19 protein-coding genes and 1 pseudogene are annotated in these 22,382 nt (G+C 73.3%); 9 read left to right on the top strand and 11 right to left on the bottom strand.

What is annotated here, in order from left to right; all coding sequences use genetic code 11:
• Nucleotides 1-12 precede the first annotated feature (12 nt).
• The 4 genes from HNR70_RS00155 (at nucleotide 13) to HNR70_RS00140 (ending at nucleotide 5,062) form a co-directional block, all read left to right on the top strand.
• Nucleotides 13-999, top strand: coding sequence for a carbohydrate ABC transporter permease (locus HNR70_RS00155; RefSeq protein ID WP_246375097.1), 987 nt, complete (start codon nucleotides 13-15; stop codon nucleotides 997-999).
• A gap of 166 nt (nucleotides 1,000-1,165) precedes the next feature.
• Entirely contained in the window at nucleotides 1,166-2,533 is a 1,368-nt protein-coding gene (locus tag HNR70_RS00150; RefSeq protein ID WP_184323876.1) for an extracellular solute-binding protein, read from the top strand.
• 223 nt (nucleotides 2,534-2,756) lie between these two features.
• The gene (locus HNR70_RS00145; protein ID WP_184323875.1) at nucleotides 2,757-3,764 is read left to right on the top strand and encodes an ABC transporter ATP-binding protein; all 1,008 of its coding nucleotides are present in this window, start codon (nucleotides 2,757-2,759) and stop codon (nucleotides 3,762-3,764) included.
• Nucleotides 3,764-5,062 carry an ABC transporter permease gene (locus HNR70_RS00140; protein WP_184323874.1) on the top strand — a complete coding sequence of 433 codons (1,299 nt, stop codon included), beginning with the start codon at nucleotides 3,764-3,766 and terminating at the stop codon, nucleotides 5,060-5,062. Before HNR70_RS00145 ends, HNR70_RS00140 begins: the two co-directional genes overlap by 1 nt.
• A gap of 119 nt (nucleotides 5,063-5,181) precedes the next feature.
• Here the strand turns inward: HNR70_RS00140 and HNR70_RS00135 are convergent, their stop codons facing one another.
• Both HNR70_RS00135 and recR read right to left on the bottom strand, forming a co-directional pair.
• A complete protein-coding gene (locus HNR70_RS00135) occupies nucleotides 5,182-6,906 on the bottom strand; it encodes a hypothetical protein (RefSeq protein ID WP_184323873.1) in 1,725 nt (574 codons plus the stop codon).
• Between the two features lie 70 nt (nucleotides 6,907-6,976).
• Entirely contained in the window at nucleotides 6,977-7,570 is a 594-nt protein-coding gene (gene recR, locus HNR70_RS00130) for a recombination mediator RecR (RefSeq protein ID WP_184323872.1), read from the bottom strand.
• A gap of 442 nt (nucleotides 7,571-8,012) precedes the next feature.
• On the opposite strand from recR, the gene HNR70_RS00125 reads away from it, so the two are divergent.
• Nucleotides 8,013-8,543: a GyrI-like domain-containing protein gene (locus tag HNR70_RS00125; RefSeq protein ID WP_184323871.1), complete on the top strand. Its 531-nt coding sequence runs from the start codon at nucleotides 8,013-8,015 to the stop codon at nucleotides 8,541-8,543.
• Between the two features lie 3 nt (nucleotides 8,544-8,546).
• Here the strand turns inward: HNR70_RS00125 and HNR70_RS00120 are convergent, their stop codons facing one another.
• Nucleotides 8,547-9,161: a GNAT family N-acetyltransferase gene (locus tag HNR70_RS00120; RefSeq protein WP_221421053.1), complete on the bottom strand. Its 615-nt coding sequence runs from the start codon at nucleotides 9,159-9,161 to the stop codon at nucleotides 8,547-8,549.
• Nucleotides 9,158-12,760 carry a DNA polymerase III subunit gamma and tau gene (locus HNR70_RS00115; protein ID WP_184323870.1) on the bottom strand — a complete coding sequence of 1,201 codons (3,603 nt, stop codon included), beginning with the start codon at nucleotides 12,758-12,760 and terminating at the stop codon, nucleotides 9,158-9,160. The genes HNR70_RS00120 and HNR70_RS00115 overlap by 4 nt, the downstream gene beginning before the upstream one ends.
• Nucleotides 12,761-12,903: 143 nt before the next feature.
• Between HNR70_RS00115 and HNR70_RS16435 the strand changes: the two are divergent.
• The 4 genes and pseudogenes from HNR70_RS16435 (at nucleotide 12,904) to HNR70_RS00090 (ending at nucleotide 17,372) form a co-directional block, all read left to right on the top strand.
• Nucleotides 12,904-13,538, top strand: a pseudogene (locus HNR70_RS16435) (SDR family NAD(P)-dependent oxidoreductase).
• Between the two features lie 233 nt (nucleotides 13,539-13,771).
• Nucleotides 13,772-15,271: a dicarboxylate/amino acid:cation symporter gene (locus HNR70_RS00100; protein ID WP_184323868.1), complete on the top strand. Its 1,500-nt coding sequence runs from the start codon at nucleotides 13,772-13,774 to the stop codon at nucleotides 15,269-15,271.
• 375 nt (nucleotides 15,272-15,646) lie between these two features.
• Nucleotides 15,647-15,838 (top strand): PIN domain-containing protein, encoded by a 192-nt coding sequence (locus tag HNR70_RS00095; protein WP_184323867.1) that lies wholly within the window; start codon nucleotides 15,647-15,649, stop codon nucleotides 15,836-15,838.
• Between the two features lie 193 nt (nucleotides 15,839-16,031).
• Nucleotides 16,032-17,372, top strand: a complete 1,341-nt coding sequence (locus HNR70_RS00090; protein WP_184323866.1) for an MFS transporter — start codon at nucleotides 16,032-16,034, stop codon at nucleotides 17,370-17,372.
• 39 nt (nucleotides 17,373-17,411) lie between these two features.
• On the opposite strand, the gene HNR70_RS00085 is transcribed toward HNR70_RS00090, so the two are convergent.
• The 7 genes from HNR70_RS00085 to HNR70_RS00055 form a co-directional block, all read right to left on the bottom strand.
• Entirely contained in the window at nucleotides 17,412-18,785 is a 1,374-nt protein-coding gene (locus tag HNR70_RS00085) for a TIGR01777 family oxidoreductase (RefSeq protein WP_184323865.1), read from the bottom strand.
• A gap of 8 nt (nucleotides 18,786-18,793) precedes the next feature.
• The gene (locus HNR70_RS00080; RefSeq protein ID WP_312857700.1) at nucleotides 18,794-19,615 is read right to left on the bottom strand and encodes an SDR family NAD(P)-dependent oxidoreductase; all 822 of its coding nucleotides are present in this window, start codon (nucleotides 19,613-19,615) and stop codon (nucleotides 18,794-18,796) included.
• 129 nt (nucleotides 19,616-19,744) lie between these two features.
• Nucleotides 19,745-20,473 carry a hypothetical protein gene (locus HNR70_RS00075; RefSeq protein ID WP_184323864.1) on the bottom strand — a complete coding sequence of 243 codons (729 nt, stop codon included), beginning with the start codon at nucleotides 20,471-20,473 and terminating at the stop codon, nucleotides 19,745-19,747.
• An 87-nt stretch (nucleotides 20,474-20,560) separates the two neighbouring features.
• Nucleotides 20,561-20,740, bottom strand: coding sequence for a hypothetical protein (locus HNR70_RS00070; RefSeq protein ID WP_184323863.1), 180 nt, complete (start codon nucleotides 20,738-20,740; stop codon nucleotides 20,561-20,563).
• Nucleotides 20,740-21,183 (bottom strand): hypothetical protein, encoded by a 444-nt coding sequence (locus tag HNR70_RS00065; protein WP_184323862.1) that lies wholly within the window; start codon nucleotides 21,181-21,183, stop codon nucleotides 20,740-20,742. The genes HNR70_RS00070 and HNR70_RS00065 overlap by 1 nt, the downstream gene beginning before the upstream one ends.
• On the bottom strand, nucleotides 21,183-21,518 hold the full coding sequence (locus HNR70_RS00060; RefSeq protein WP_184323861.1) for a hypothetical protein: 336 nt from the start codon (nucleotides 21,516-21,518) through the stop codon (nucleotides 21,183-21,185). Before HNR70_RS00060 ends, HNR70_RS00065 begins: the two co-directional genes overlap by 1 nt.
• Nucleotides 21,515-22,381 carry a slipin family protein gene (locus HNR70_RS00055; protein WP_184323860.1) on the bottom strand — a complete coding sequence of 289 codons (867 nt, stop codon included), beginning with the start codon at nucleotides 22,379-22,381 and terminating at the stop codon, nucleotides 21,515-21,517. Before HNR70_RS00055 ends, HNR70_RS00060 begins: the two co-directional genes overlap by 4 nt.
• Nucleotide 22,382 lies beyond the last annotated feature (1 nt).

The raw sequence follows: 22,382 nt of genomic DNA, 5'->3' as shown, positions 1-22,382 counted from the left end.
AGGAGGGACGCGATGACAGCGCAGGATCCGACCTTGCCCGACGGGAGATCCGTCGGCAGCACGACCCCGGCCGACGGGAGATCCGTCGGCCGCACCACCCCGGCCGACGGGCGCCCCGTCGGCCGCGGCTCCCGCCCGACTGCGCGCCGCGCCCCGCGCGCCGGCTCGCTCACCGCGCGCCGGCTCCTCGGCCACGGCGCGACCTACCTGGTGCTGATCGTCGCGGCCGTGCTCACCCTCGGGCCGTTCCTGTTCTCGGTGATGACCGCGTTCACCTCCAGCAGGCAGTTCGCGCAGGAGGGGCCGCTGTCGGTCCCCTCGCCGCCGGTGCTGGACAACTTCGTGGGGCTGTTCACCTCGCCCGACGGCTTCGTCACCCCCGTCGCCGTGACCGTCCAGATGGTCGCCGTGATCCTGGTGGGGCAGATGGTGTTCTCGGTGCTGGCCGCCTATGCCTTCGCCCAGCTCCGCTTCCCCGGCCGTGACCTGCTGTTCTGGGTGTACATCGCGACGCTGATGGTGCCGCAGGTGGTGGTCGTCGTGCCGCTGTATCTGATGCTCTCCGAGGTGGGGCTGCGCAACACCTTCTGGGCCCTCGTGCTGCCGTTCGTGCTCGGCTCGCCCTACGCGATCTTCCTGCTGCGGGAGAACTTCCGCGGCATCCCCTCCGAGCTGATGGACGCGATGCGGATCGACGGCGCCGGCACGCTGCGCCTGCTGTGGAACCTGGTGGTGCCGCTGAACCGGCCGATCATCGTCACGCTCATGCTGATCACCGTGGTCACGCACTGGAACAGCTTCATGTGGCCGATGGTGATCACCTCGGGGCCCCAGTGGCGGGTGATCACGGTGGCGACCTCGGCCCTGCAGTCGCAGTACAACAACAACTGGACCCTGGTCATGGCCGGGACCACGCTCGCGATGCTGCCGCTGGTCATCCTCATGGTCACCTTCCAGAAGCAGATCACCCGCTCCATGGGCGAGGCGACGCTGCGCTGAGGATGGGCGATGCGCCCTCGGCCGGTACCGCGCCGAGTGCCGACGCCGCGCGGCCGAAGCGAAGTGGCCCTGTGCGAGCGCCGTGGCCTCGTGTGAACTCCGTCAGCCGTCCCGGCGACGCCGTGACCATAATGGACGGGACACCACCGCCCGGAAGGACCTCACCATGCTGAACCGTCGCACCCTCCTCTCTTCGTTCGCCGCCGCCGGCCTGCTCGGCACCGCGGCGGCCTGCTCCCCGTCCGGCGAAGGCTCGGGAAGCGGCGGCTCGAGCAGCGGAGGCAGCGATGCCGGCGGCAGCACCGGCGGCGACAATGGCACGCTGACCTTCAGGCTGTGGGACGAGAACGCCGTGGCCGCCTACGAGGAGTCGTTCGCCGCGTTCACCGCGCAGTCCGGCTGGAACGTGTCGATCGACGTGGTGCCGTGGGGCGACTACTGGACCCGCCTGCCCCTGGACGTCGCCAGCGGCGACGCGGCGGACGTGTACTGGGTGAACTCCGCGAACTACATCCAGCTCAAGGACTCCGAGGCGCTGCTGGACATCAACGAGGTCATCCCCGACGGTGCCTCCCAGTGGGAGCAGGCCGTAGTGGACCTGTACACGCGCGACGGCGGGCTCTGGGGCGTGCCGCAGATCTGGGACTCGATCGCCCTGTTCTACAACAAGGGCCTGGTCGAGGAGGCGGGCGTGGACCCGTCGGCCCTCGCCTTCGACCCCACCGCCGACTCCGACGCCCTGCGCGAGGCGGGGACGCAGCTGACGCTCGACGGCGAGGGCCGCCACCCGGGCGAGGACGGCTTCGACCCCGACACCCGCGCGCAGTTCGGCTTCAACTCGCAGGCGGACCGCCAGGCGATCATCGGCCCGATGCTCGCGGCCAACGGCGCCCGCTGGGAGGAGGACGACAAGTACACGTTCGCCTCCGCGGAGGGCATCGAGGCGTTCCAGTACATGGCCGACCTCGTCAACGTCGCGCAGATCGCCCCGAGCGCCGCGGACACCAACGAGAACGGCGACTTCACCCGCGACCTGTTCACGCAAGGCAAGCTCGGCCTGTTCCAGTCCGGCCCGTACAGCCTGCCCGCGATCTCCGAGGGCGTCGCCGACTCCTTCGAGTGGGCGCTGGCGGCGCCGGTCTCCGGACCGGACGGTCCGAAGTCGCTGGTCCACGGCGTGGTCGCGGTCGGCAACGCGAAAGCCGACGACGCGCAGCAGGAGGGCATCACCGAGCTCCTGACCTGGCTCGGCTCGAAGGAGGGGCAGCTGCCGCTCGCGGAGAAGGGCGTCTCCTTCCCCGGCCACGTCGACGCGCAGCAGGCGTACATCGACTTCTGGAACGAGAAGGGCGTGGACGTCAGCGTGTTCGTCGAGGCCGCGAAGGATGCCGCCCCGGCCGACACCGGTGCGCGCGCGAACGCCGGGCTCATCGCCGCGATGCCGATCTTCCAGGAGGTCTTCATCGGCCGCCTCAGCGCCGAGGAGGGCATCCCGCAGGCACAGGAGGAGGGCAACGCCGCCATGGCGGAGTGACCCTCCGCCGGGCGGCGGGTCAGTCGCTCGCGCGGAAGCGCTCCCAGGCGGACTGGCGGGTCATCCCGAGGGTCGTGCCGTGCCTACGGCTGCCGGCCTCGGCCTGACCGTCCGCTCACCGAGGTCGAGCCCGGACACCCTCCACGACTCCCCCACGATTCGTGCCCGAACCGTGCCCGGGAACTCGCTCCCGCAACAGGTCATGGCGTGGGACTCTGTGCGCATGACCCAGACCACAGTCCCCGGCGCCTCGCCGCACCCCGCACCGCGGCCCTCCGCGGACGACCCCGGCATCGTCGCCGAGCACGTCAGCCGCGCCTTCGGCAGCGTGCAGGCGGTGGCGGACCTGAGCTTCACCGCGCCGCGCGGGGCGGTGACGGCGCTGGTCGGGCCGAACGGCTGCGGGAAGTCGACCCTGATGCTGATGCTCGCCTCGCTGCTGGCCCCCGACACGGGCCGGGTGCTCGTGGACGGCATCGACCCGGCCGAGGACTCGCCCGCGGTGCGTGCGGCGGTGGGCTGGATGCCGGACCAGTTCGGGGCGTGGGACTCGCTGCGGGTCGCCGAGGTGCTCGAGGTGATGGGCCGGGCGTACTTCCTGCCCACCGAGCGTCTGCGTCCCCGCATCGTCGAGCTGCTGCATCTGCTGGATCTCGACTCGCTCGCGCAGCAGCCCGCGCACGTGCTCTCGCGCGGCCAGAAGCAGCGCCTGGGCCTGGCACGGGCACTTGTCCACTCGCCGCGGGTGCTGATCCTGGACGAGCCGGCCTCGGGCCTGGACCCCGCCTCGCGGCGGCGGCTGATGCACGTGGTGCGGGGGCTCGCGGCCGACGGGGTCACCGTGCTCGTCTCCAGCCACATCCTCTCCGAGCTCGAGGAGATGGCCGATCACGTGGTGGTCATGGATGCGGGACGGGTCGTGGACGCCTCGAGCCTGCGGGCGCTCGCCACCCGGCCGCGGCCCTGGCGGATCGCGTCGCTGCACCACCAGGCGCTCAGAGAGGCGCTGGCGAAGGTCGGGGTGCGCCACGGCGAGGTGCTCTCCCCGGACCGCACCACCTCCGGGCATGCCGAGGTGATCGTGCACCTGCCCGACGAGGCCACCGCCGCGCGTCTGCTCGGCGACCTCACGGCGGCCGGGGCGCAGGTGGTCGGCTTCGGGCCGGCCACCGGCAGGCTCGAGGCGGCCTACCTCGCCTCGGACGCCGCCCGACGAGAAGGAGCGAAGTGATGACCACGCCCCCGTCGGCCGGGCAGGACCCGAGCCCGCAGGACCCGAGCGCACAGGACCCGCGCCCGCAGGACCCGAGCCCGCAGAGCTCCCCGTACTCGTACGGCGAGCCCCCGACCGACCAGCCCCCGTCGGCCGCCCCGCAGCCGACCACCGGGCCCGCTGCCGGCGTCCCGACCCAGACGCTCCCGCCGACGCAGACGCTCCCGCCCACCCAGGCCGCGCCCGCCCCTCGCCGCCGCGGCGGCGGGACGCTGACGCTGCGGCCGAAGGGGCTGTGGCTGGTCACCTCGCTCGAGCTGCGCCAGCGTCTGCGGTCGGGGCGCTGGTACGCGGCGCTCGCGGTGTGGACGGTGGTGCTGATCGGGATCGGCGTGCTCGGTCTTGCGCCGACGCTGACCACGACCGGCTGGGGCGAGGTCGAGCCGGTCGCCGCGGTGGTGTTCAGCCTCCAGATGATCCTGGTGCTGTTCGCGATGCTGCTGGTGGTGCCGGCGCTGACCGCGGGTTCGATCAACGGCGACCGCACCGCCGGCACGCTGGCGACGCTGCAGGCGAGCCTGCTCAGTCCCACCGAGATCGTGCTCGGCAAGCTGCTGGCCGGGTTCCTCACCGGGCTCGCGTTCCTGGTGCTCGCCCTGCCGTCGGTGGTGCCGATCGCGGTGCTCGGCGGGATCGGGGTGTTCTACTTCCTGCGCCTGGTGCTGGTGATCGCGCTTCTGACGCTGTGCGTGGCCGCGGTGGGGCTGGGCCTGTCGGCCGTGACGAACCGGCAGCTCGGCTCGGTGGTGCTCGCCTACGTGATCGTGTTCGGCGTGACCGTGGTCCTGCCGGTCGCCTGGGGCGGCACGGCCGTGTTCGTCACCGAGGAGCGGCAGGTGACGATCTACGAGCGCGAGTACACGGAGGACGGGCCCGGCGAGTGCATCCAGTACGAGCGCACCCGCGAGGTCCCGCGCATCGATCTGACCCTGCCACTGATGTGGGGGAATCCGGTGGTGCTGCTGGCCGAGGCGGCGCCGCCGATCCCCGAGGACTACTGGCAGTTCGACGACGAGAACGCCGATGCGCTGCGGCTGCTCAAGCTGGGCATGCGCAGCGCCGCGACGATCACCCACCCCAGCAACTATGTGTGGGACCAGGACTGCGCGCCCATCGTGGCCGATCGGCCCAACCGCCCCGTGTGGCCGATGGGCCTCTCGCTCTGGGCGCTCGCCGGGATCGGCGCGACCGCGGTCGCGGTGCGCACCCTCGCCGTGCCGATCTCGCGGCTCGGCAAGGGCACGCGCATCGCCTGAGCGGCCGACGGGCGCGCGGCCCCGCGAGTGGGCGGGCGGCGGCGAGGGGCGGCGCCGCGCCGGCGGATCCGTCGGCCGACGGGTCAGTCGGGGCGCGGTGGTCAGTCGCGCCGCGCTCGTCAGTCGCGTCCGACCTCGCGCAGGCCGGTCACGGAGTCGGGGATGTCGTGCAGTCGCGAGACCTCGTCGGCCCCGTCCGACGCCGGGAGCCCGCCGCCGGTGAAGGCGGAGCCCTCGGAGCCGAAGTCGGGCAGGCGGCCGCGGGCGAGGTCGGCCTTGCGCATCGCGGTGTCGGTCGCGCCGAGCTCGGCGTCGTCCACCCACAGCCGCTCCCCGGGGCCGGCCGCGTCGAGGTCGAAGATCTCCAGGGCATGATCGCCCCCGTCGGCCTGCAGGCGCTTGCGCAGCGCGGCCCGCACGGCCGGGTCCGCGGCCCGGTCGGCGCGGGTGCCGATCTCCGGTGCGACCAGCGCGTACGGGGTCTCTCGGCGCATGTGGTCACCGGCCGGTCCGTAGAGCACGTCCCGCAGTCCCGTGCGCATGGCGCGCGACGCGGCCACGCCCAGCAGCGGCACGACCACCAGGGCGCTCAGCACGATCCCGGACCAGGTCATCCCGTTGGAGGCGGAGAGCACGGCGAGCAGGAGCGCGGCGAGCACGGTCCCGGCCCACCCCCAGGCGGCGGTGATCCAGCCTGTCAGGCCCGCGACCCGCGCCTCCCACGGGTTCACGCGGGCGCGATGGGTCCAGTCGGCGTAGGTGCGCTGGTCGATGACGAGTGCGCGCTGCGACTCGGACAGGCGCACGGCGAGCGCGGGGGCGAGCGCCGCGCCGAGCACCACGAGCGCGGTGACGGGAACGGCGACCACGGCGAGGCGCCAGTTCAGCAGGGTGGTGACCTGGGTGAGGTCCATGCTGGACAGGCCCTGGATCACCGCCCAGAGGTCGGCGATCCCGAACACCATCCAGCCGAGCCCCGCGGCGGTGGGCACCACCCAGGCCAGGCTCGCGCGGAGGATGTGGAGCAGTGCCGCGGCGGCGCCGCGCGGCGTGGCGGCGCGGGAGGCCTGGGGAGTGCCGGGGTTCGGGGGCAGGTGCCGACGGTCCTGGGCGAGGACCTGCGCGGCAGCGGCGCGTCGGGCGTCCGGGTCGTGGCCGATGCGGGCGGTGGTGTGCAGGGACTCGTGGTCCTCGATCCCGAGCAGGCGCGAGGCGGGGACGGTGCGCCGCACGAGCACCCATCCCGCCTGGAGGGCGAGCACGGCGAGGCACCAGCAGGACAGCGGCCCGGCGCCGAGGCCGGTCCACGGCTGCGGCAGGCCTGCCACGACCGTGAGCGGCAGGGCGAGGACGGTGAGCACGGGCAGCGTCATGAGCGCGGCGGTGGTGCGTGCGGCGACGGTGCGCTGGAACTCGCGCTCGGAGAGGAAGCGGCGCGGCTGCAGCGGGGCGACCAGGCGCGGCACGGCGAGCGCGCCGAGCAGGCTGAGCACGGTCGCCGCAGCCGGGACCAGCAGGAACGCGATCGCCAGGCTGTCGCCTGTGAAGTTCAGGACCGCGAGGGCCTGGGGAATTGCCTGCGGCTCGGCGGCCGCGACCAGCAACGACAGCGACCAGAACGCGGGCGAGGCCCCGAACACGTACAGCCCCACCAGCACGTACCAGAGCCCGAGAAGCACGAGCCCCGGCGCCCACAGCCGGCGCAACAGGGTGGTGAGGATCGCGCGGCGGGAGTCGACCATGATCTCCCCGGGCGGCACCAGGTGCGCGTCCTCCCGCGGCAGCAGGGGCGGGGGCGGGAGATCCGTCAGCGGCGCGAGGGGGCTGGAGTGGGGGGAGGTCATCGTCGCTCCGGGGTCATCGTCGCTCCGGGATCATGGTCGCTCCGGGATCATGGTCGCTCCGGGTCGGCCCTCAGACGGCGCGGCGGCCGAGGAACGCGCGGCCCAGCGTCATCTCGTCGGCGTAGTCGAGGTCGCCGCCCACCGGCAGACCGCTGGCCAGGCGCGTGACGGTCACCTCGAGCGGGGCGAGCAGGCGCGAGAGGTAGGCGGCGGTGGCCTCGCCCTCGATGTTCGGGTCCAGCGCGAGGATGACCTCCTGGGTCTCTCCGGAGCCGAGGCGACTCATGAGCTGGGCGATGCGCAGGTCGTTCGGGCCGACGCCGCCGATCGGGTCGATCGCGCCGCCGAGCACGTGGTACCGGCCGCGGAACTCGCGGATCCGCTCGATGGCGACGATGTCCTTGGACTCCTCCACCACGCACAGCACCTCGTCGGTGCGGCGGGGGTCGGAGCAGATGCGGCACTTCTCCTCCGCGGAGACGTTCCCGCACACCTCGCAGAAGCGGACGGTGTCCTTGACATTCACCAGCACCTCGGCGAGCCGGCGCACGGCCGCGTCGTCAGCGTCCAGCAGATGGAACGCGATCCGCTGCGCCGACTTGGGGCCGATGCCCGGCAGCTTGCCGAGCTCGTCGATGAGGTCCTGGACGATGCCTTCGTACACGCCTCCCACTGTAGTTCGCGGGGCCGACACGGCGGGGCGCCCTGGCGGTGAGTGGGGACGCACGCGACATCGGGAGGAGCGTGGCGCGTGCGGGGCGTGCGGCGACGCGAACTCCCCTCCCACACACGGGGAGCACTTGTCGGAATGCGCGCGCCATTCCAGCACCTCTCCCCCGCACGCCGCGCTCCGCACTCACGGACCAAGGACACTCGGGTCCCGCTCCACGCCCGCGGGGAACACTTGTCGGAATGCGAGCGCCATTCCAGCACTTCTCCCCCGCGCGCTGCGCCCTCACGTCCCGTCTCGGCGCGACCCCACCCGCCGCACCGCGGCACGCACACCGGGGAGGCCTCCTGGCACTGCCCGGGTGCGCACGATACGGTCGGAGAGGGTCGTCACCGGATGGGACTGCCCTTCGCCGACTTCGAACAGGATTGCCCCGATGACGTCGATGCCGCACCCCTACGGTGCCGCCGAGCCCGCCACCGAGTGCCGGATCGAGCAGGCCCCCGAGGTCCCCACGGCCGTGGTCGTGCAGAAGGACTTCCCGATGTACGAGATGCCCTCCCTCATGGACGGCGCCTTCGCACACCTCGAGGAGGCCCTTGCCGAGCAGGGCATCCACCCCATCGGTCCGGCGTTCGCGCTGCACCACCGCGCCCCGGTCGCCACGGCCGACCTCGAGGTCGGCTTCCCCATCGACCGCCCCCTCGAGGGGACACTCGAGCTGCCCAGCGGCTACGAGGTCACCGGGTCGACGCTGCCCGCGGGCCGCGTCGGCTGGATCTCGCACGTGGGCGGGTACGGCGGCCTCGCGGAGAAGTGGGGCGCGTTCACCGAGGAGATCGGCGAGTCCGAGGAGCAGATGACCTACCCGTTCTGGGAGTTCTACGTCACCGAGCCCCACCCGGACATGAACCCGGCGCACCTGCGCACGGACCTGTTCACCCTGCTCGAGCCGCGCGAGGGCTGAGGTTCAGGCACTCACCTCGAGGACCAGCTCGAGCCCGTCCTCTTCGTCCCACTGCTCCCCCAACTGCACGAACCCGCAGCTCATGGCGAGGGCGAGGGACGCGGCATTGTCCGGTGCGATGCTCGCACGCACGGTGCGCACCTCCGGCTCCCGCGCGGCGACGTCGAGCAGGATCTCCAGCGACCGCCTCGCATAGCCCTGCCGGCGTCGCGCCGGGTCTACCCGGTACCCGACCTCCACCATCCCCTCCGCATCGGGAGCTCCGTGGAATCCGGCGATCCCCACGGCCTCGCGGAGCGCGGGGTCGACGATGAGCCGCGAGATCCATGGAGCATCCTGCGACGTCTCCAGGATCTGCCGACTCCGGCGCACCCACAGGCCGCGGCTTTCGGGGCCGACGAGCCAGGGCGTGAGGATCGGGTGCTCGCGGCGCATCGCGTCGAGGGCGCGCATGCCCGGGCCGGAGATCCTGCCGGTCACGCCGTTGGCGCCCGCGGCGGCCTCGTCACCGGGAGCGGTCGCGGCGAGCGCGTGCAGCACGCGCGGAGGCAGCGCCTCGAGGCGGAGTCCCGTGTCCCCCGCTCCCGGGAGCCGCCACGGCTCCGCGAGCGGGTTCACCGGTTCTGGGTCTCGTCGATGACCTCGAGCACGCGCCCGCCGAGCATCGTCTCGATGACCTCACGGCCGTTGCGGGTCGCGACCACGGCGTCCTCGTCGTCACGGGTGGCGCCGCCGGTGGGGTCGACCTCGGCCGACGGGTCCTCGGGCTCGGGCCGACGGGGCCCACGTACGCGCTGACCTGCGGTGCGGGAGGCGAGCGCCGCCTCGCGCACGAGCGCCGCACCGCTGCGGGGCGCGGCCGGGGCGGAGCGGTCGGTCGGAGCGACGGAGGCCGACGGCGCGCCTGCACTCGGTGCGTTCCCGGCACCGGCCGACGACCCGCCGGACACGGCCGCGGCCGCACCCCACGACGCCGCGGCGCGCGCGGCGGCAGAGCCGGCAGAGGTCGGCGCGGGCGCCGGCGTGGAGGGACTCTCGGAGAAGGTGCGCGAGGGGGCAGAGCCGATACCGCTCGCCTCCCCCGCAGAACTCGCATCGCCCGTGGGCATGCCCGAGGACTCGACGTCGTGCTCGACCGGCTGACCGAGACCTCCGGGCGGCGCGGGGTCCGCGGAGTCCGGCGAGGTCGTGGAGTCGTCGAGGTCCTGGGAGGCCGCGGAGCTCGCGCCGCCGTAGGCGACGCCACCGGGCGTCGGGCCTGCGCCGGGATCGTCCCCGTCGTCGGATGCTCCCCCAGCGCCCTGCACATGAGCGGCGGGGAGGGAGCGCACGACGCGCCCCTCGGCGATCGCACGACGGATCGCGTTCTGTCCGAAGGTGCGCGGCTCCCCCTCCGGCAGGTCGTCGCGACCGGCGTCCTCGACCTCGAGCACCTCGCCGTCGGACCTGCCCGAGCCGTTCGCCGGCGCCGGGCTCGCGGCAGGAGCCGGGGCAGGAGCGGAGGACGAGTACTCAGGCGACGACGTCGCCCCCGCAGTCGCGCTTGCGCCGGAGCCGTCGCGGCCGGACTCCCGACTGCCCTCCTGGAGACGGCCGCCCTCGTCGTTGCGGCTTCCCTCCTCATGACGGCCGACGGGCTCGTGACGGCCGGCGGGCTCGTACAGATCCGCGGGCGGACCGTACTCGTCGGGGTCCGGCGGGTAGGGGTCGTCGGGCTCCGGCGGGAAGTCGTCGACGGGTGCTGCGCCGTCGCCGCCCCGGTTGCCTCCGGCCGCGCGGGCGGCAGCCTGCATCGCCCGTTCGGAGGCGCGCTGACCGGCGGACTGCGCCTGCTGCGCGTCTCCGCCGCCGGGGCCCGAGGTGCCGCTCACCGGGGTCGACGCGCCGCGACCGGTGCCCTGACCGCGCTGTGCGGAGTCGCCGCCGCGCTGCATCGATGCTGCGGCGTCGCCCCACGGCGCACCGCCGTTGCGCGGGGCAGGGCGGTCACCGGTGGGACGGTCATTGGTCGGGCGACCGCTGGAAGGCTGACTGCCGGAGCTGCTGCCGCCACCGTTCCCGCCCGGGCCACCATTGCCGCCAGGACCACCGTTGCCGCCGCCCGGGCCGGGGTCCTCCCCGACCACGGGCTCGACGGTGACGTCGGCGTGCATGATGCGGCGCACGGCGTCGGCGAGGTTCTGGGCTGCGGTGCCGCGATGGAACGCGTTGACCAGGCCCTCTGTGCGGAAGCCGATCAGCAGGGTATTGCCCTGAGCGCCGTGGACGTGACCGTTCTGTGCGATCAGCGCCCAGCTGGCGCGTCGGATCTGCAGCAGCTCGTCGAGGATTGCCGACCAGTGGCCGCGCACCGTGTCGGCGTCGAGTCCGCCGACGGAACCGGCCGACGGGGCACCACTGCCCTGCGCTCCGGGGGCCGACGCAGCGGCTGCCGGTGCGGCGCCCTGCGGTGCGCGGTCCCGAGGAGCCTGCTGCCGCGGAGCCGACTGCGGGTCCTGCGACTCACGCGGGGAGTCTGACGGTGCAGGCGCACGCCCATCGCCACCCCGGTCGCTCCGGTCACCACGGTCACCGCGGCCATCGCGATCACCGCCGGGGATCATCGAGCCCCACGACGCCGCGGCCTGACGCCGGGAGTCGGGCGCAGCGTCCGCGGGACGCTGCTGCGCGGGAGAGGCATCCACGGGAGAGGCGTCCGCGGGGCGGTCCTGCGACGGAGCGGCTGCGTCGCCCTGCGACCGGTCGGTCGGGGTGGGAGCCTGCATCGCCGCGCCGGGAGCGTCGGCAGCCGAGGGTGCCGACGGCTCGGTGGGACGGGACTGTGCCTGCTGGCCCGCGCCCTGCTGGGCGCCGCCGGGCTGACCCGTCGGCCGACCTCCCCGCGCCTGACGCGCGGCTTCCGCGCGCTCCTGCGCGATTCGTCGGGCTTCCTCGCGGCCGCCACCACCGGCGGGAGCACCCCCGCCGGGCGCGCCTCCAGCACGCTCAGCACCGCCGCGACCTGCACCTCCGCGACCTGCAGGGCCACCAGCTCCGGCACCACCACCCGCCGGAGCGCCGCCGCCCCGGCCGGACGCGCCGGGAGCCGGCCCGTCGGCCGCCGCGAGCGCCGCGCGCTCATCGCGCAGCACGAGCCGTGCCGCGAGCAGCTCGAGGTGCAGGCGCGGCGACGTCGCGCCGCTCATGGTGGAGAGGGTCTCGTGGACGAGGTCGCCGCACTGGGAGAGGTCCGCCGGGGAGAACTGGGCGGCCTGCGCGCGCATGCGCTCGAGCTCGTCGGCCGGGACCTGGGGCAGCAGGTCCGCGCCCTTGTCCGGCACGGCGGCGAGCACGATCAGGTCGCGCATCCGCTCGAGCAGGTCCTCGACGAAGCGGCGCGGCTCGTGGCCGGTGGCGAGCACCTGCTCGACCGCGGAGTACAGGCCCGCCGCGTCGCGCTCGGCCACGGCGGTGATCGCCTGGTCCAGCAGCGCGGTGTCGGTGAAGCCCAGCAGCGCGATCGCGGTCTGGTGGTCCAGGCCTTCCTCGCCGGCGCCGGCCATCAGCTGATCCAGCACGCTCATGGTGTCGCGGGCGGAGCCGCCGCCGGCACGGACCACGAGCGGCAGCACCCCGTCGCCGACCTGCACACCCTCGGCCTGGCAGACCTCCTCGAGGTACGGGGTGAGCACCTGCGGCGGGATCAGGCGGAAGGGGTAGTGGTGGGTGCGGGAGCGGATGGTGCCGATGACCTTGTCCGGCTCGGTGGTCGCGAAGACGAACTTCACGTGGTCCGGCGGCTCCTCCACCAGCTTCAGCAGCGCGTTGAAGCCGGCCGACGTGACCATGTGCGCCTCGTCGATGATGAACACCTTGAACCGGTCGCGGACCGGCGCGAAGGACGCGCGCTCGCGCAGCTCGCGGGCATCGTCCACACCGCCGTGGCTGGCCGCGTCGATCTCCACCACGTCGAGCGAGCCGGCACCGCCGCGGGCCAGGTCACGGCAGGAGTCGCACTGCCCGCAGGGGGTGTCCGTCGGGCCCTCGGCGCAGTTCAGGCAGCGCGCGAGGATGCGCGCGGAGGTCGTCTTGCCGCAGCCGCGCGGGCCGGAGAACAGATAGGCATGGCCGACCCGCCCGGCACGCAGCGCACGCCGCAGGGGCGTGGTGACGTGGTCCTGGCCGATCACCTCGGCGAAGGACTCCGGGCGGTAACGACGGTACAGAGCGGTGGCCACCCGGACAGGCTAGTCGAGGGTGCCGACGGGCGCGTCCGGGACGGTGTCGGAGGTGGACGACGGGGCAGTGGGGAGGAACGGTCGCTCCAGGACCCGGCCGCCCGCGCGACGAGGGCAGAGGGCCGACGACCCGCTAGGCCGTCCTGGACACCGTCGCCGCCGCGCACGCGCACTTCGGCCGGCTCGACGTGATCGTGAACAACGCCGGCTTCGGCCAGTACGGCGCCGTCGAGGAGCTGTCCGAGCAGGCCCTGCGCCAGACCCTCGAGACCAACCTCCTGGGCTCCGTGTGGGTCGCGCAAGCAGCGCTCCCCTTCCTGCGTGCGCAGGGCTCCGGCCACATCCTGCAGGTCTCCCCACAGGCGGTGTGCTCTCCTTCCCCTACGTCGGGGCGTACAACGCCTCGAAGTGGGGCATCGAGGGGATCACCGCGGCCATGGCTGCGGAGGTCGCACCGTTCGGCATCGAGGTCACCCTCGTCGAGCCGGACTCCTTCGCCACCGACTTCGGCCCGGTCGGAGCGCGCTTCGCCGACCCGCTGCCGGCCTACGACACGCTCCGGGACGCGCTCGGCGACTTCCGTGCCACGATCTCGGGCGGCGGCGATCCGCAGGCCTCGGCCGCGGCGATCCTGGAGCTCGTCGACGCGGAGGAGCCGCCGCTGCGGCAGCTCCTCGGCACCGGGCCGCTCGCGCAGCTGGAGGCCGAGTACTCCTCCCGCCTCGCCACCTGGCAGGAGGGGCAGGACCGCGCGGTCCGCGCCTGGGGGCGCGACTGAGGGTCGGTCCCGAGCGGGGCTGCGAACTCTGCGCTCCGTGCGTGACCTCGACGGCTGTACGGCGCTGAGGTCACGCACAGAGCGCATTCTTCGCCGCCCCCGCGAAGTGCGACTCGAGCCCGCAGGGCCCCCACCGCACACCTTGCACCTCCACCCAACCCCCAAGCTCCCCTAATGTGACCGCCTACGGTTTTTGTTGATCTGGCGATAACCCCGGCGTACGGTCGAGCGCCGTGAGCACACACACGACTTCCTCCCCTGAGGCCTCGCAGCGTCGGCGCAACCCGCTGACCGCGATCGCTCGCATCCCCTTCGGCTGGCAGGTCCTGATCGGCCTGGTCCTCGGCGTGGTCCTCGGCCTCGTCGCCGCCCAGATGGGCCCGGTCCCCGCCACCGACGCGAACCCCGACGGCGACAACTGGCTGACCACCACCCTCAGCACGATCGGCGGCATCTTCGTGACGCTGCTGAAGGCGCTGGTGCCGCCGCTGATCTTCCTCGCGATCGTCACCTCGATCGCGAACCTGCGCAACGTCACCAACGCCGCGCGCCTGGCCTGGAAGACCCTGCTCTGGTTCGGCATCACCGCCCTCATCGCGGTCTCCATCGGCATCGCGCTGGGCGCCCTCACCAATCCCGGCGAGAACTCCGGCGTGAGCGCGGACGCCGCCGAGGCCTCCTCCACCCAGGGCGGCTGGCTCGACTTCCTCACCGGCCTCGTCCCCTCGAACTTCCTGGGCATCACCGGCAGCGCGAGCGATGACGGCTCCGTCTCCCTGAGCTTCAACGCCCTGCAGATCCTCGTCATCTCCATCGCCGTGGGCATCGCGGTGCTGTCGGTCGGGAAGAAGGCCGAGCCCTTCCTCAAGGTCACCGGCTCCGCCCTGGAGATCGTGCAGAAGCTGCTGTGGTGGGTGATCCGTCTGGCCCCGATCGGCACCGTCGGCCTGCTCGGCAACGCCGTCGCCTCCTACGGCTGGGAGGCCATCGGCCAGCTCGGCGTGTTCGTGGCCGACGTCTACATCGGCATGCTGATCGTCCTGCTGGTGGTCTACCCCGTGCTGCTGCGCGCCAACGGCCTCTCGATCGCCTCGTTCTTCCGCGGCGTGTGGCCGGCGACCTCGCTGGGCTTCGTCTCCCGCTCCTCGCTGGGCACCATGCCGATGACCCAGACGGTCACCGAGCGGATGGGCGTGCCGCGCCACTACGCCTCCTTCTCGGTGCCGCTGGGCGCGACCACCAAGATGGACGGCTGCGCCGCGATCTACCCCTCGCTCGCCGCGATCTTCGTCGCGAACTTCTACGGGGTGCCGCTGTCGATCACGGACTACCTTCTGATCGTGCTGGTCTCCGTGCTCGGCTCGGCCGCGACCGCCGGCATGACCGGCGCGACCGTGATGCTGACCCTGACCCTGTCCACCCTGGGCCTGCCGCTCGAGGGCGTGGGCCTGCTGCTCGCGATCGACCCGATCCTGGACATGGGCCGCACCGCCCTGAACGTCACCGGCCAGTCGCTGGTGCCCGTGATCGTCGCCAAGCGCGAGAAGATCCTGGACAAGGCCGCCTACGACGCGGTGCGCCGCACCTCCTTCCAGGTCATCCAGGCCGAGGAGAAAGCGGAGGCCGACGAGCGCGTGGAGGCCGAGGTGGCCGCCGACGCCGAGGCACAGGCGGCCGACGGAGCCTCCGGGGCGACCGGGGCCGGGCGCGAGAAGGCTCCCGTCGGCGCCTGATCCAGGCCGGGCCGGCCCGGCGCCGCGGCCGGGAGCCGGCACCAGCCCAGCGCGGCAGCCCGGCGCCGGCACCTCGCCGCAGCCTTGTGCCGGCACCAGCCCGGCGCCGGGCCCGATCCCGCAGCACCCTGCACGAACTTTCAGGTCCCTGGCGTGACCCCGACCGCTCCACAGCGCCGAGGTCGCGCCAGGGACGCGATCTTTCGCGGAACCTTCCGCCCACGAGCGGTCGAGGCGGGCGGTCCCGCCTCTCCGCGAGGGCGTCAGTCGATGACCGAAGCGGTGGCCTTGACCTCGGCGAACTGCATGCTTTCGAGACACGTCGCGGCCGGCGCTGCACGGTCGGCGATCCGGCAGGTCCCAGGATGGGGGTTCTTGCCCGACACCGGCTCCCTCGCCTCGACCACCGTGGACACCCGTGTCCTCATGGGCCACCGCCAGGTGACGGACCTCCATCTCACCGGGCTCGCCGCCGCGCACGGCACCCGTCGCGCCACCTTCGATGCAGGACTCCGCGACGCGCTGGTGCCGACGGACCGCCCTCTGGTCGAGGTGTGGAGCGGCTGACGCATCCCCTGGACAGGATCACTTCCTGCGAGCCCCGCGACTCGCGCCCCGCAGCCTTGTGACCTCACCCGCGGAGCCCTGGCATCGCCTCCGCGATGGGCGATACCCTCGCAAAGTCCCCATCCCTGCAGTGCATCTACCTCGGGTCCCCCAGGGGGATCGTCCAAGGCGGCACCACCCGTCCGGAGGATCCATGACCTCATCGCATCCGAGCCCGCACCGCCCCGCCGCGCACCAGCCGCCGAGCACCCCGTCGACCGAGGCTCCGGCCCCCAGCCTGCGCGCCGCCGCCGGGACCGGGTACTTCCCCATCGCCTTCATCGCCCGGTTCCCCTTCGCGATGATGGTGGTGGGCACGCTCACCCTGGTGGTCTCGGCCCGCGAGTCGATCGCCCTGGGCGGCCTGAACTCCGCCGTGCTGGGGCTCGGCTCCGCGCTGGTGGGCCCGCTGCTCGGCGCCGCGGCCGACAGGATCGGTCAGCGCCCCGTGATCCTGGCCTCCGGGATCCTGAACTCGCTGGCCCTGCTGACGCTGGCCTGGGTGGCGTTCAGCCCGCTGCCCGACCTCGCCGTCCTCGCCGTCGGGTTCGTGATCGGCGCGACCTCGCCGCAGATCGGCCCGTTCTCCCGCAGCCGCCTGGTGCACCTGATCCTCACGCGCCTGCCCGCCCCGCGGCGCGCCCACAGCCTGAACGCGACCATGGGCTACGAATCCGCGGCCGACGAGACCGCCTTCGTGTTCGGCCCGGTGGTGGTGGGGCTGCTGGCCACGACGATGACGCCGGCCGCGCCGATGATCGGTGCGGCCGTCCTCACCCTCGTGTTCGTCACCGCCTTCGCCCTGCATCCCACCGCCCGCGCCTCCGCCCCGACCTCCGAGGAGCCCGTGCAGCAGGCTCCCGCGCGGGAGCTGCGCGGCCTGCGGGTGCTGGTGGTGGTGGCCGGCGCGCTCGGCGTGGGGCTCTTCTTCGGCACCGTGCTCACCTCGCTCACCTCCTTCCTCGCCGACACCGGCCACGGCGACTCTGCCGGTCTGGTGTACGGGGTGATGGGGGTGGGGTCCACGATCCTGGCGCTGTCGATCGGGCTGTTCCCGCAGCGGTTCACGCTCGCGGCGCGGTGGCTGGTGTTCTCCTCGCTGATGCTCGCGGCGATGATCGGCTTCGGGTTCGCGGGCGGGCTCACCGGCGTCGTCTGGGCGATGGCGATCGCGGGCATCGGGATCGGGCCCACGATCGTGACGCTCTACAGCCTCGCCGCGGAGCGTTCCCCGCAGGGCCGCTCCGCCACCGTGATGACCATGCTGGGCTCGGCGACGATCGTCGGCCAGTCCGGGGCCTCGGCCCTCACCGGCGCGGTCGCCGAGCGTGCCGGCTCGCAGGTGGCGATGTGGCTGCCCGTCGGCGCCGCCGCCCTGGTGCTGCTGGCGGCGGTGGTCAACGCCCTGGGCCGACAGCGCGCCCTGCGCCGCGCCGCGCAGGACGTGGAGCGCGACGCGCGCCGGCTCCGGGAGCTGCCCACCGAGCATCTCTGAGCGCGCCTGCGAGCGCGGCCGGGAAGCGGGCGCGGACCCTCACCGCCACAGCAGGTGCTGCAGCGCCGGGGTGAGCTCGGCATGGGCGGGCGCGAATCCGCTCGCCTCGAGACGGGCGGAGGAGACGCGCTGGTCGGTGCGGATCAGCTCGTCGGCGGCGGCGCCGCCCAGCACGGCCCGCGGCCCGAACGGCGGCACCGGCAGCAGGGCGGGCCGGTGCAGCACCGCGCCGAGGGCGCGGGCGAACTCGAGCGCGGTCACCGGCCGCGGGGCGACGGCGTTGACCGGACCGTCGAGGTCGGCGGTGAGCGCGGCGTGGGCGAACACGCGCACCACGTCGTCCAGGGAGATCCAGGAGAGCATCGCCTCCGCGTCGGTGAGACGCCCGCCCATCCCGGCCAGGAACAGCGGCAGCTGCGGCAGCAGGGAGCCGCCCCCATCGCTGAGCGCCAGTCCGGTGCGCACGTGCGCCACCCGCACCCCGGCGCCGCGCGCGGCACGGGTGGAGCCCTCCCAGTCCCGCACCAGATCCGCGAGGAAGCCCTCGCCGCCGGGATCGTCCTCGGTGAGCAGCTCACCGGGGCGCCGCGGGCCGTACAGCCCGATCGCGGAGGCCTGCACCAGCGCCGTGGGGCCGTCGCGCATCCCCGCGAGGGTGCGGGAGAGCAGCGAGGTGCCGTTCACGCGGGAGTCGCGGATCTCGCGCCGCGCGGAGCGGGTCCAGCGGGTGCCGATCGAGCGACCGGCGAGGTTGACCACCACGTCCACGCCCTCGAGGTCGGCGGGGTCCAGCTCGCCGCTGCGCGGGTCCCAGGAGATCTCTCCCGCGCCCACGCTGTTCTCCCGCACCATCCGCCGCACGGTGTGCCCGCCCGTCTCCAGCAGCGCGGCGAGCTGGGTGCCGATCAGGCCGGAGGAGCCGGTGATCGCGACGGTGCGGCGCGGGAGGTGGGCGAACGCGGCGTGGAAGGCGAGGTCGTCGTGCAGCTGCCGGCTGCGGAACGCCAGCAGGCGGCGCATCCGCGAGGCCGCAGCCGGCTCCAGCCGCTCCAGGCGGCGCGGCATCTCGATCTCGATGCGGTCGTGCACCAGCGTGCCGGACCCGTCGGCCTCCAGCCGGTGCTCGTGCCGCCAGGTGCGCCACGGGCCGCGCGCCTGCTGGTCCACGAACCGCCCGGCCTGCGGGTCGTGCTCGGCGTGACGGAGGATCCAGTGCGGGCGGAGCAGATCCGGGAGCGCGGGCGGCCCCACCCGGGTGCCGACGAGGCGGCCGGCGCGCATCCCGCCCTCGCCCGGGGCGTCCATCGAGGCCAGCCCCGGCGGGGTGAGGCGCACCAGGGCACCGGGACGTCCGTACCAGGCCTGCACCTCGGGCTGCGGGTGCCCCACCCGGTGCGTGGTCTCGATCCTCATCGCGGCTCCTACCCTCGGGTGCTGTGCACGGCCACGCTACGCATCGGGCGAGTGGGAGGGAAGTGCCGGGCGGTCAGGGACGCGAGCGCTCTCCCGGGCGCAGCGGCGTCCCGCCGGCGAGCGTCGGCACCTCGTCGGTGCTGGCGCCGGATCGAGGTGGGGCGATCCCCCGGTCGGACCCTGCGGGCGCCCGCACCCCAGGCGTACTCGCCCCAGCGCCCCACTGGCACTCCCGAGTTCTCGATCAGCTCGGTGGTGTCGGCGCCGCCGGTCACGCCCGGGGTGAGGATGCCACCGGGTGCCAGACCGTTGATCATGATGCTGGCCTCCGCGTACTCCAGCGCGGCCATCCGCATGTAGCCGTACAGGGCGTGCTTGGAGGTGTCGTACGCGCCCAGGCCCGGGGCCGACGGATGCAGGGCGTCGATCGACAGGGTGATGACGATCTTGCCCTTCCGGCCCGACTCGACCATGTGCTTCGTGACCGGGCGCAGGAAGTTGTGGACGCCGACGACGTTGATGTCGAAGACCGTCCGCAGCATGTCGGCGTCCATGTCGGCGATCGGGGCGAAGGGGAACACGCCCGCGTTGGCGACCAGGACGTCGACGCCACCGAAGTCTTCGATCACCGAGGCCACGAGCTTCTCGGCCGCGGCGGTGTCGGTGACGTCGATGCCGACCGCGCGGGCCGAGTCCGGACCCTGCCCGTTGAGGTCGTCGGCGATCACGGCCGACTCCGCTTCCTTGAGGTCCGCGATGACGACGGTGGCGCCGGCCTCGTGGTAGCGGCGGGCGGTCGCCTCACCGATCCCCTGCGAGGCCCCGGTGATGATCGCGACCTTGCCCTCGAGCGAGATCAGGTCCTGGATGGTGCTTATGATTCCCTCCCTGGTGGCTGCTGACGGGGCGAGAAATGCCCGTTTCCAGGATCGGCGTGCGGGGCGGCGGTGAACAGCAGCTCAGGGCGTGCCGTCCAGCTGCCGTGCCCGCGACCGCGTGCGGGAGAGCGTCAGCGTGAACACCGCGAGCACCACCAGCACGGGGATGCCGACGTCGACCACCCACCCTGGCACGTCGAACGGGAGGCGCAGCGAGAGCTCCGGCACCCACCCGAGCAGCGTCTCCTGCAGCCATGCCAGTGCCCTGCCGATCGGGCTGAGCACCCCCTGGATCAGCTCGCGCACCGGCTGCAGGAACGGGGCGATCCCCTCCCTCGCCGGGCGCAGGATCCCGCTCAGCAGCGCGCCGATGCCCAGCAGCGGCACCAGGAACTTCACGGCGGCGGCCCCCGCGCTGACCAGGGCGAACCGCACCGGATGCGCCACGCGCCGCTGCTCGCGCTCCCAGGAGGCGCTGCCCTTCTCGGGCGCGAGCGGGGTGCGGGAGATGTCCGTGGGGTCCGCTCCGCCCAGCACGTCCACCTCGCCCTTGCCGCCGAACCCGGCGGTGCGAACCACGATCTGCTCGGCGTTGCGCAGCGTCCCCGTCGCATCGGGCCGGCGCACCGTGTGCACGACCTTGCCGACGGTCTCCTGGGTCTGCAGCGCCTCGGCGTCGAGCTCGATGCCGTCGATGATCACGGTGGCGCGGGTGTCGACCACCCCGTGGTGGGCCCGCACCTCGTAGTCGCGGCCCTTGACCCGGCCGCGGTACAGGGTGGGCTGCTCGGTGTGCTGTGTCGTCGTCATGCCCCCAGCATCGTCGGCCGGGCGGCGCGTGCCATCGACCGGATGGCCGACCCCCGGCCCTCGAAGGTCGAGGATCCGGCCGGCGGCTCAGAACACGATGAAGCAGCCCACTCCGAACAGGATCAGGAAGCCGAACAGCGCGAAGCTCATGAAGTTGTTCTCGGCGGCGGTGGGCTCGCGCTCCTCGGGCACCCAGCCGTCGATCGGCTGCGGGGCGGGGGCGGGGGCGCCGGCGGTCTCAGGGTTCGTGTCGTGGACGGTGCTCATCAGATCACTCCTAGTCGTCCCAGTTCGGTGATCGTCGAGATCGTGAGGATCACGAAGACCACCCCGATGAAGGCGGTGTAGGTCCAGCGGTGGCGGTGGTCGGCGCGCCAGAAGCGGCGCACGCTGATCACGCCGTTGATCGCAGCGATCACGCACAGGGCGATCCCCACCGGTGCCGCGACCCAGCCGGCCAGGCTCAGGATAGGGATCAGCACCGGGATCGCCACGTAGGTGATGACGCAGCGCAGCGCGGAGATCACCACGGAGATGCGGAACGCCGTGTGCGCGCCCTCGCCGGACCGCAGGTCACGGCCCTTGATCCCCAGCAGGCGACGCATCGCGCGGTCCGCGGCGCCGTCGGAGCGGAAGTGCGCGTCGGCCGGTGACGCGGTGGATCCGCTCGGCGCGGCGACGCCCGGTGCCTGCAGCTCGGAGGTGCTCATCAGTGCGCCTCGGCATCCTCGGCGTAGCCCTTGGCCCGCGCGTGGCGGATCAGCGCCATCGCACCGAGGCCCGCTGCCACCAGGCCCAGCGCACCGATCAGTCCGCCGATGAAGAAGCCCCAGTACAGGGGGTCCATCCGGTTGCCGCCCTCGGCAGAGCCGATGCCGCTGCCGATGAGGATGCCGAAGAACGGCGCCAGCAGCGCGACCACCACCCCGAGCAGCACCCGCCACAGGCCGGGTGGAGTGGGCTCCAGGCGGATGGGCCGCCCGGGCGGCACCGGGGCGTCGTCGTCCACGGCTCGGGGTGCGGTGGTGGGTGCGGTGTCATTCATCGTGATCGTCCTTCTGCGCGGTCGTCGACGACGGCCAGTCCGTGCGTGTCGGACTGGGTACGGGTGGGGGTGGAATCCCGGCGGGTCTCGCTCTCGTCGGGCGCGAGCTGGTTCAGGGCTCCCATCAGGGGGCCGACGATGTCCATCGGCAGCGGGAACACCACCGTGGAGTTCTGGTCCGCTCCCAGCTCGAGCAGGGTCTGCAGGTAGCGCAGCTGCAGGGAGGCGGGGGCCTCGCTGAGGGTGAGGGCCGCGTCGCGCAGCTCCTCGGAGGCCTCGAGCTCGCCGTGGGCGCTGATCACCTTGGCGCGGCGTTCACGCTCGGCCTCGGCCTGGCGGGCCATGGCGCGCTGCATCATCTCGGGGATCTCCACGTCCTTGATCTCCACCACCACCACGTCCACGCCCCACGGCACGGCCTGCTGGGCGATCGACTGGTAGAGGTCCTCGTTGAGATCGGCGCGGTGGGCGAGCAGGGTGTCCAGGTCGGCGCGACCCACCACGGAGCGCAGGGTGGTCTGGGCGAACTGGGAGGTGGCCACCGCGTGGTTCTCCACCGACATCACCGAGCGCACCGGATCGGCCACCTTGAACATCACCACGGCGTTGACGCGAGCGGTGACGTTGTCGCGGGTGATGACCTCCTGCGGCGGGATGGTCAGGGTGACCACGCGCTGGTCCACCCGCACGGAGCGATCCAGGAACGGCAGCATGATCACCAGGCCCGGGCCGAGCGGTCCGCGCAGGCGACCCAGGCGGAACACCACCAGCCGCTCGTACTCGCGCACCACCTTCAGCGAGGCGGCCAGCAGCACGAGCAGCAGGACCACCACCACGATCAGGATGATCACGTAGCCGGGCATA

The organism is Brachybacterium aquaticum (assembly GCF_014204755.1).
Lineage (GTDB): Bacteria > Actinomycetota > Actinomycetes > Actinomycetales > Dermabacteraceae > Brachybacterium > Brachybacterium aquaticum.
This window is presented reverse-complemented; position numbering and strand designations above follow the sequence as displayed.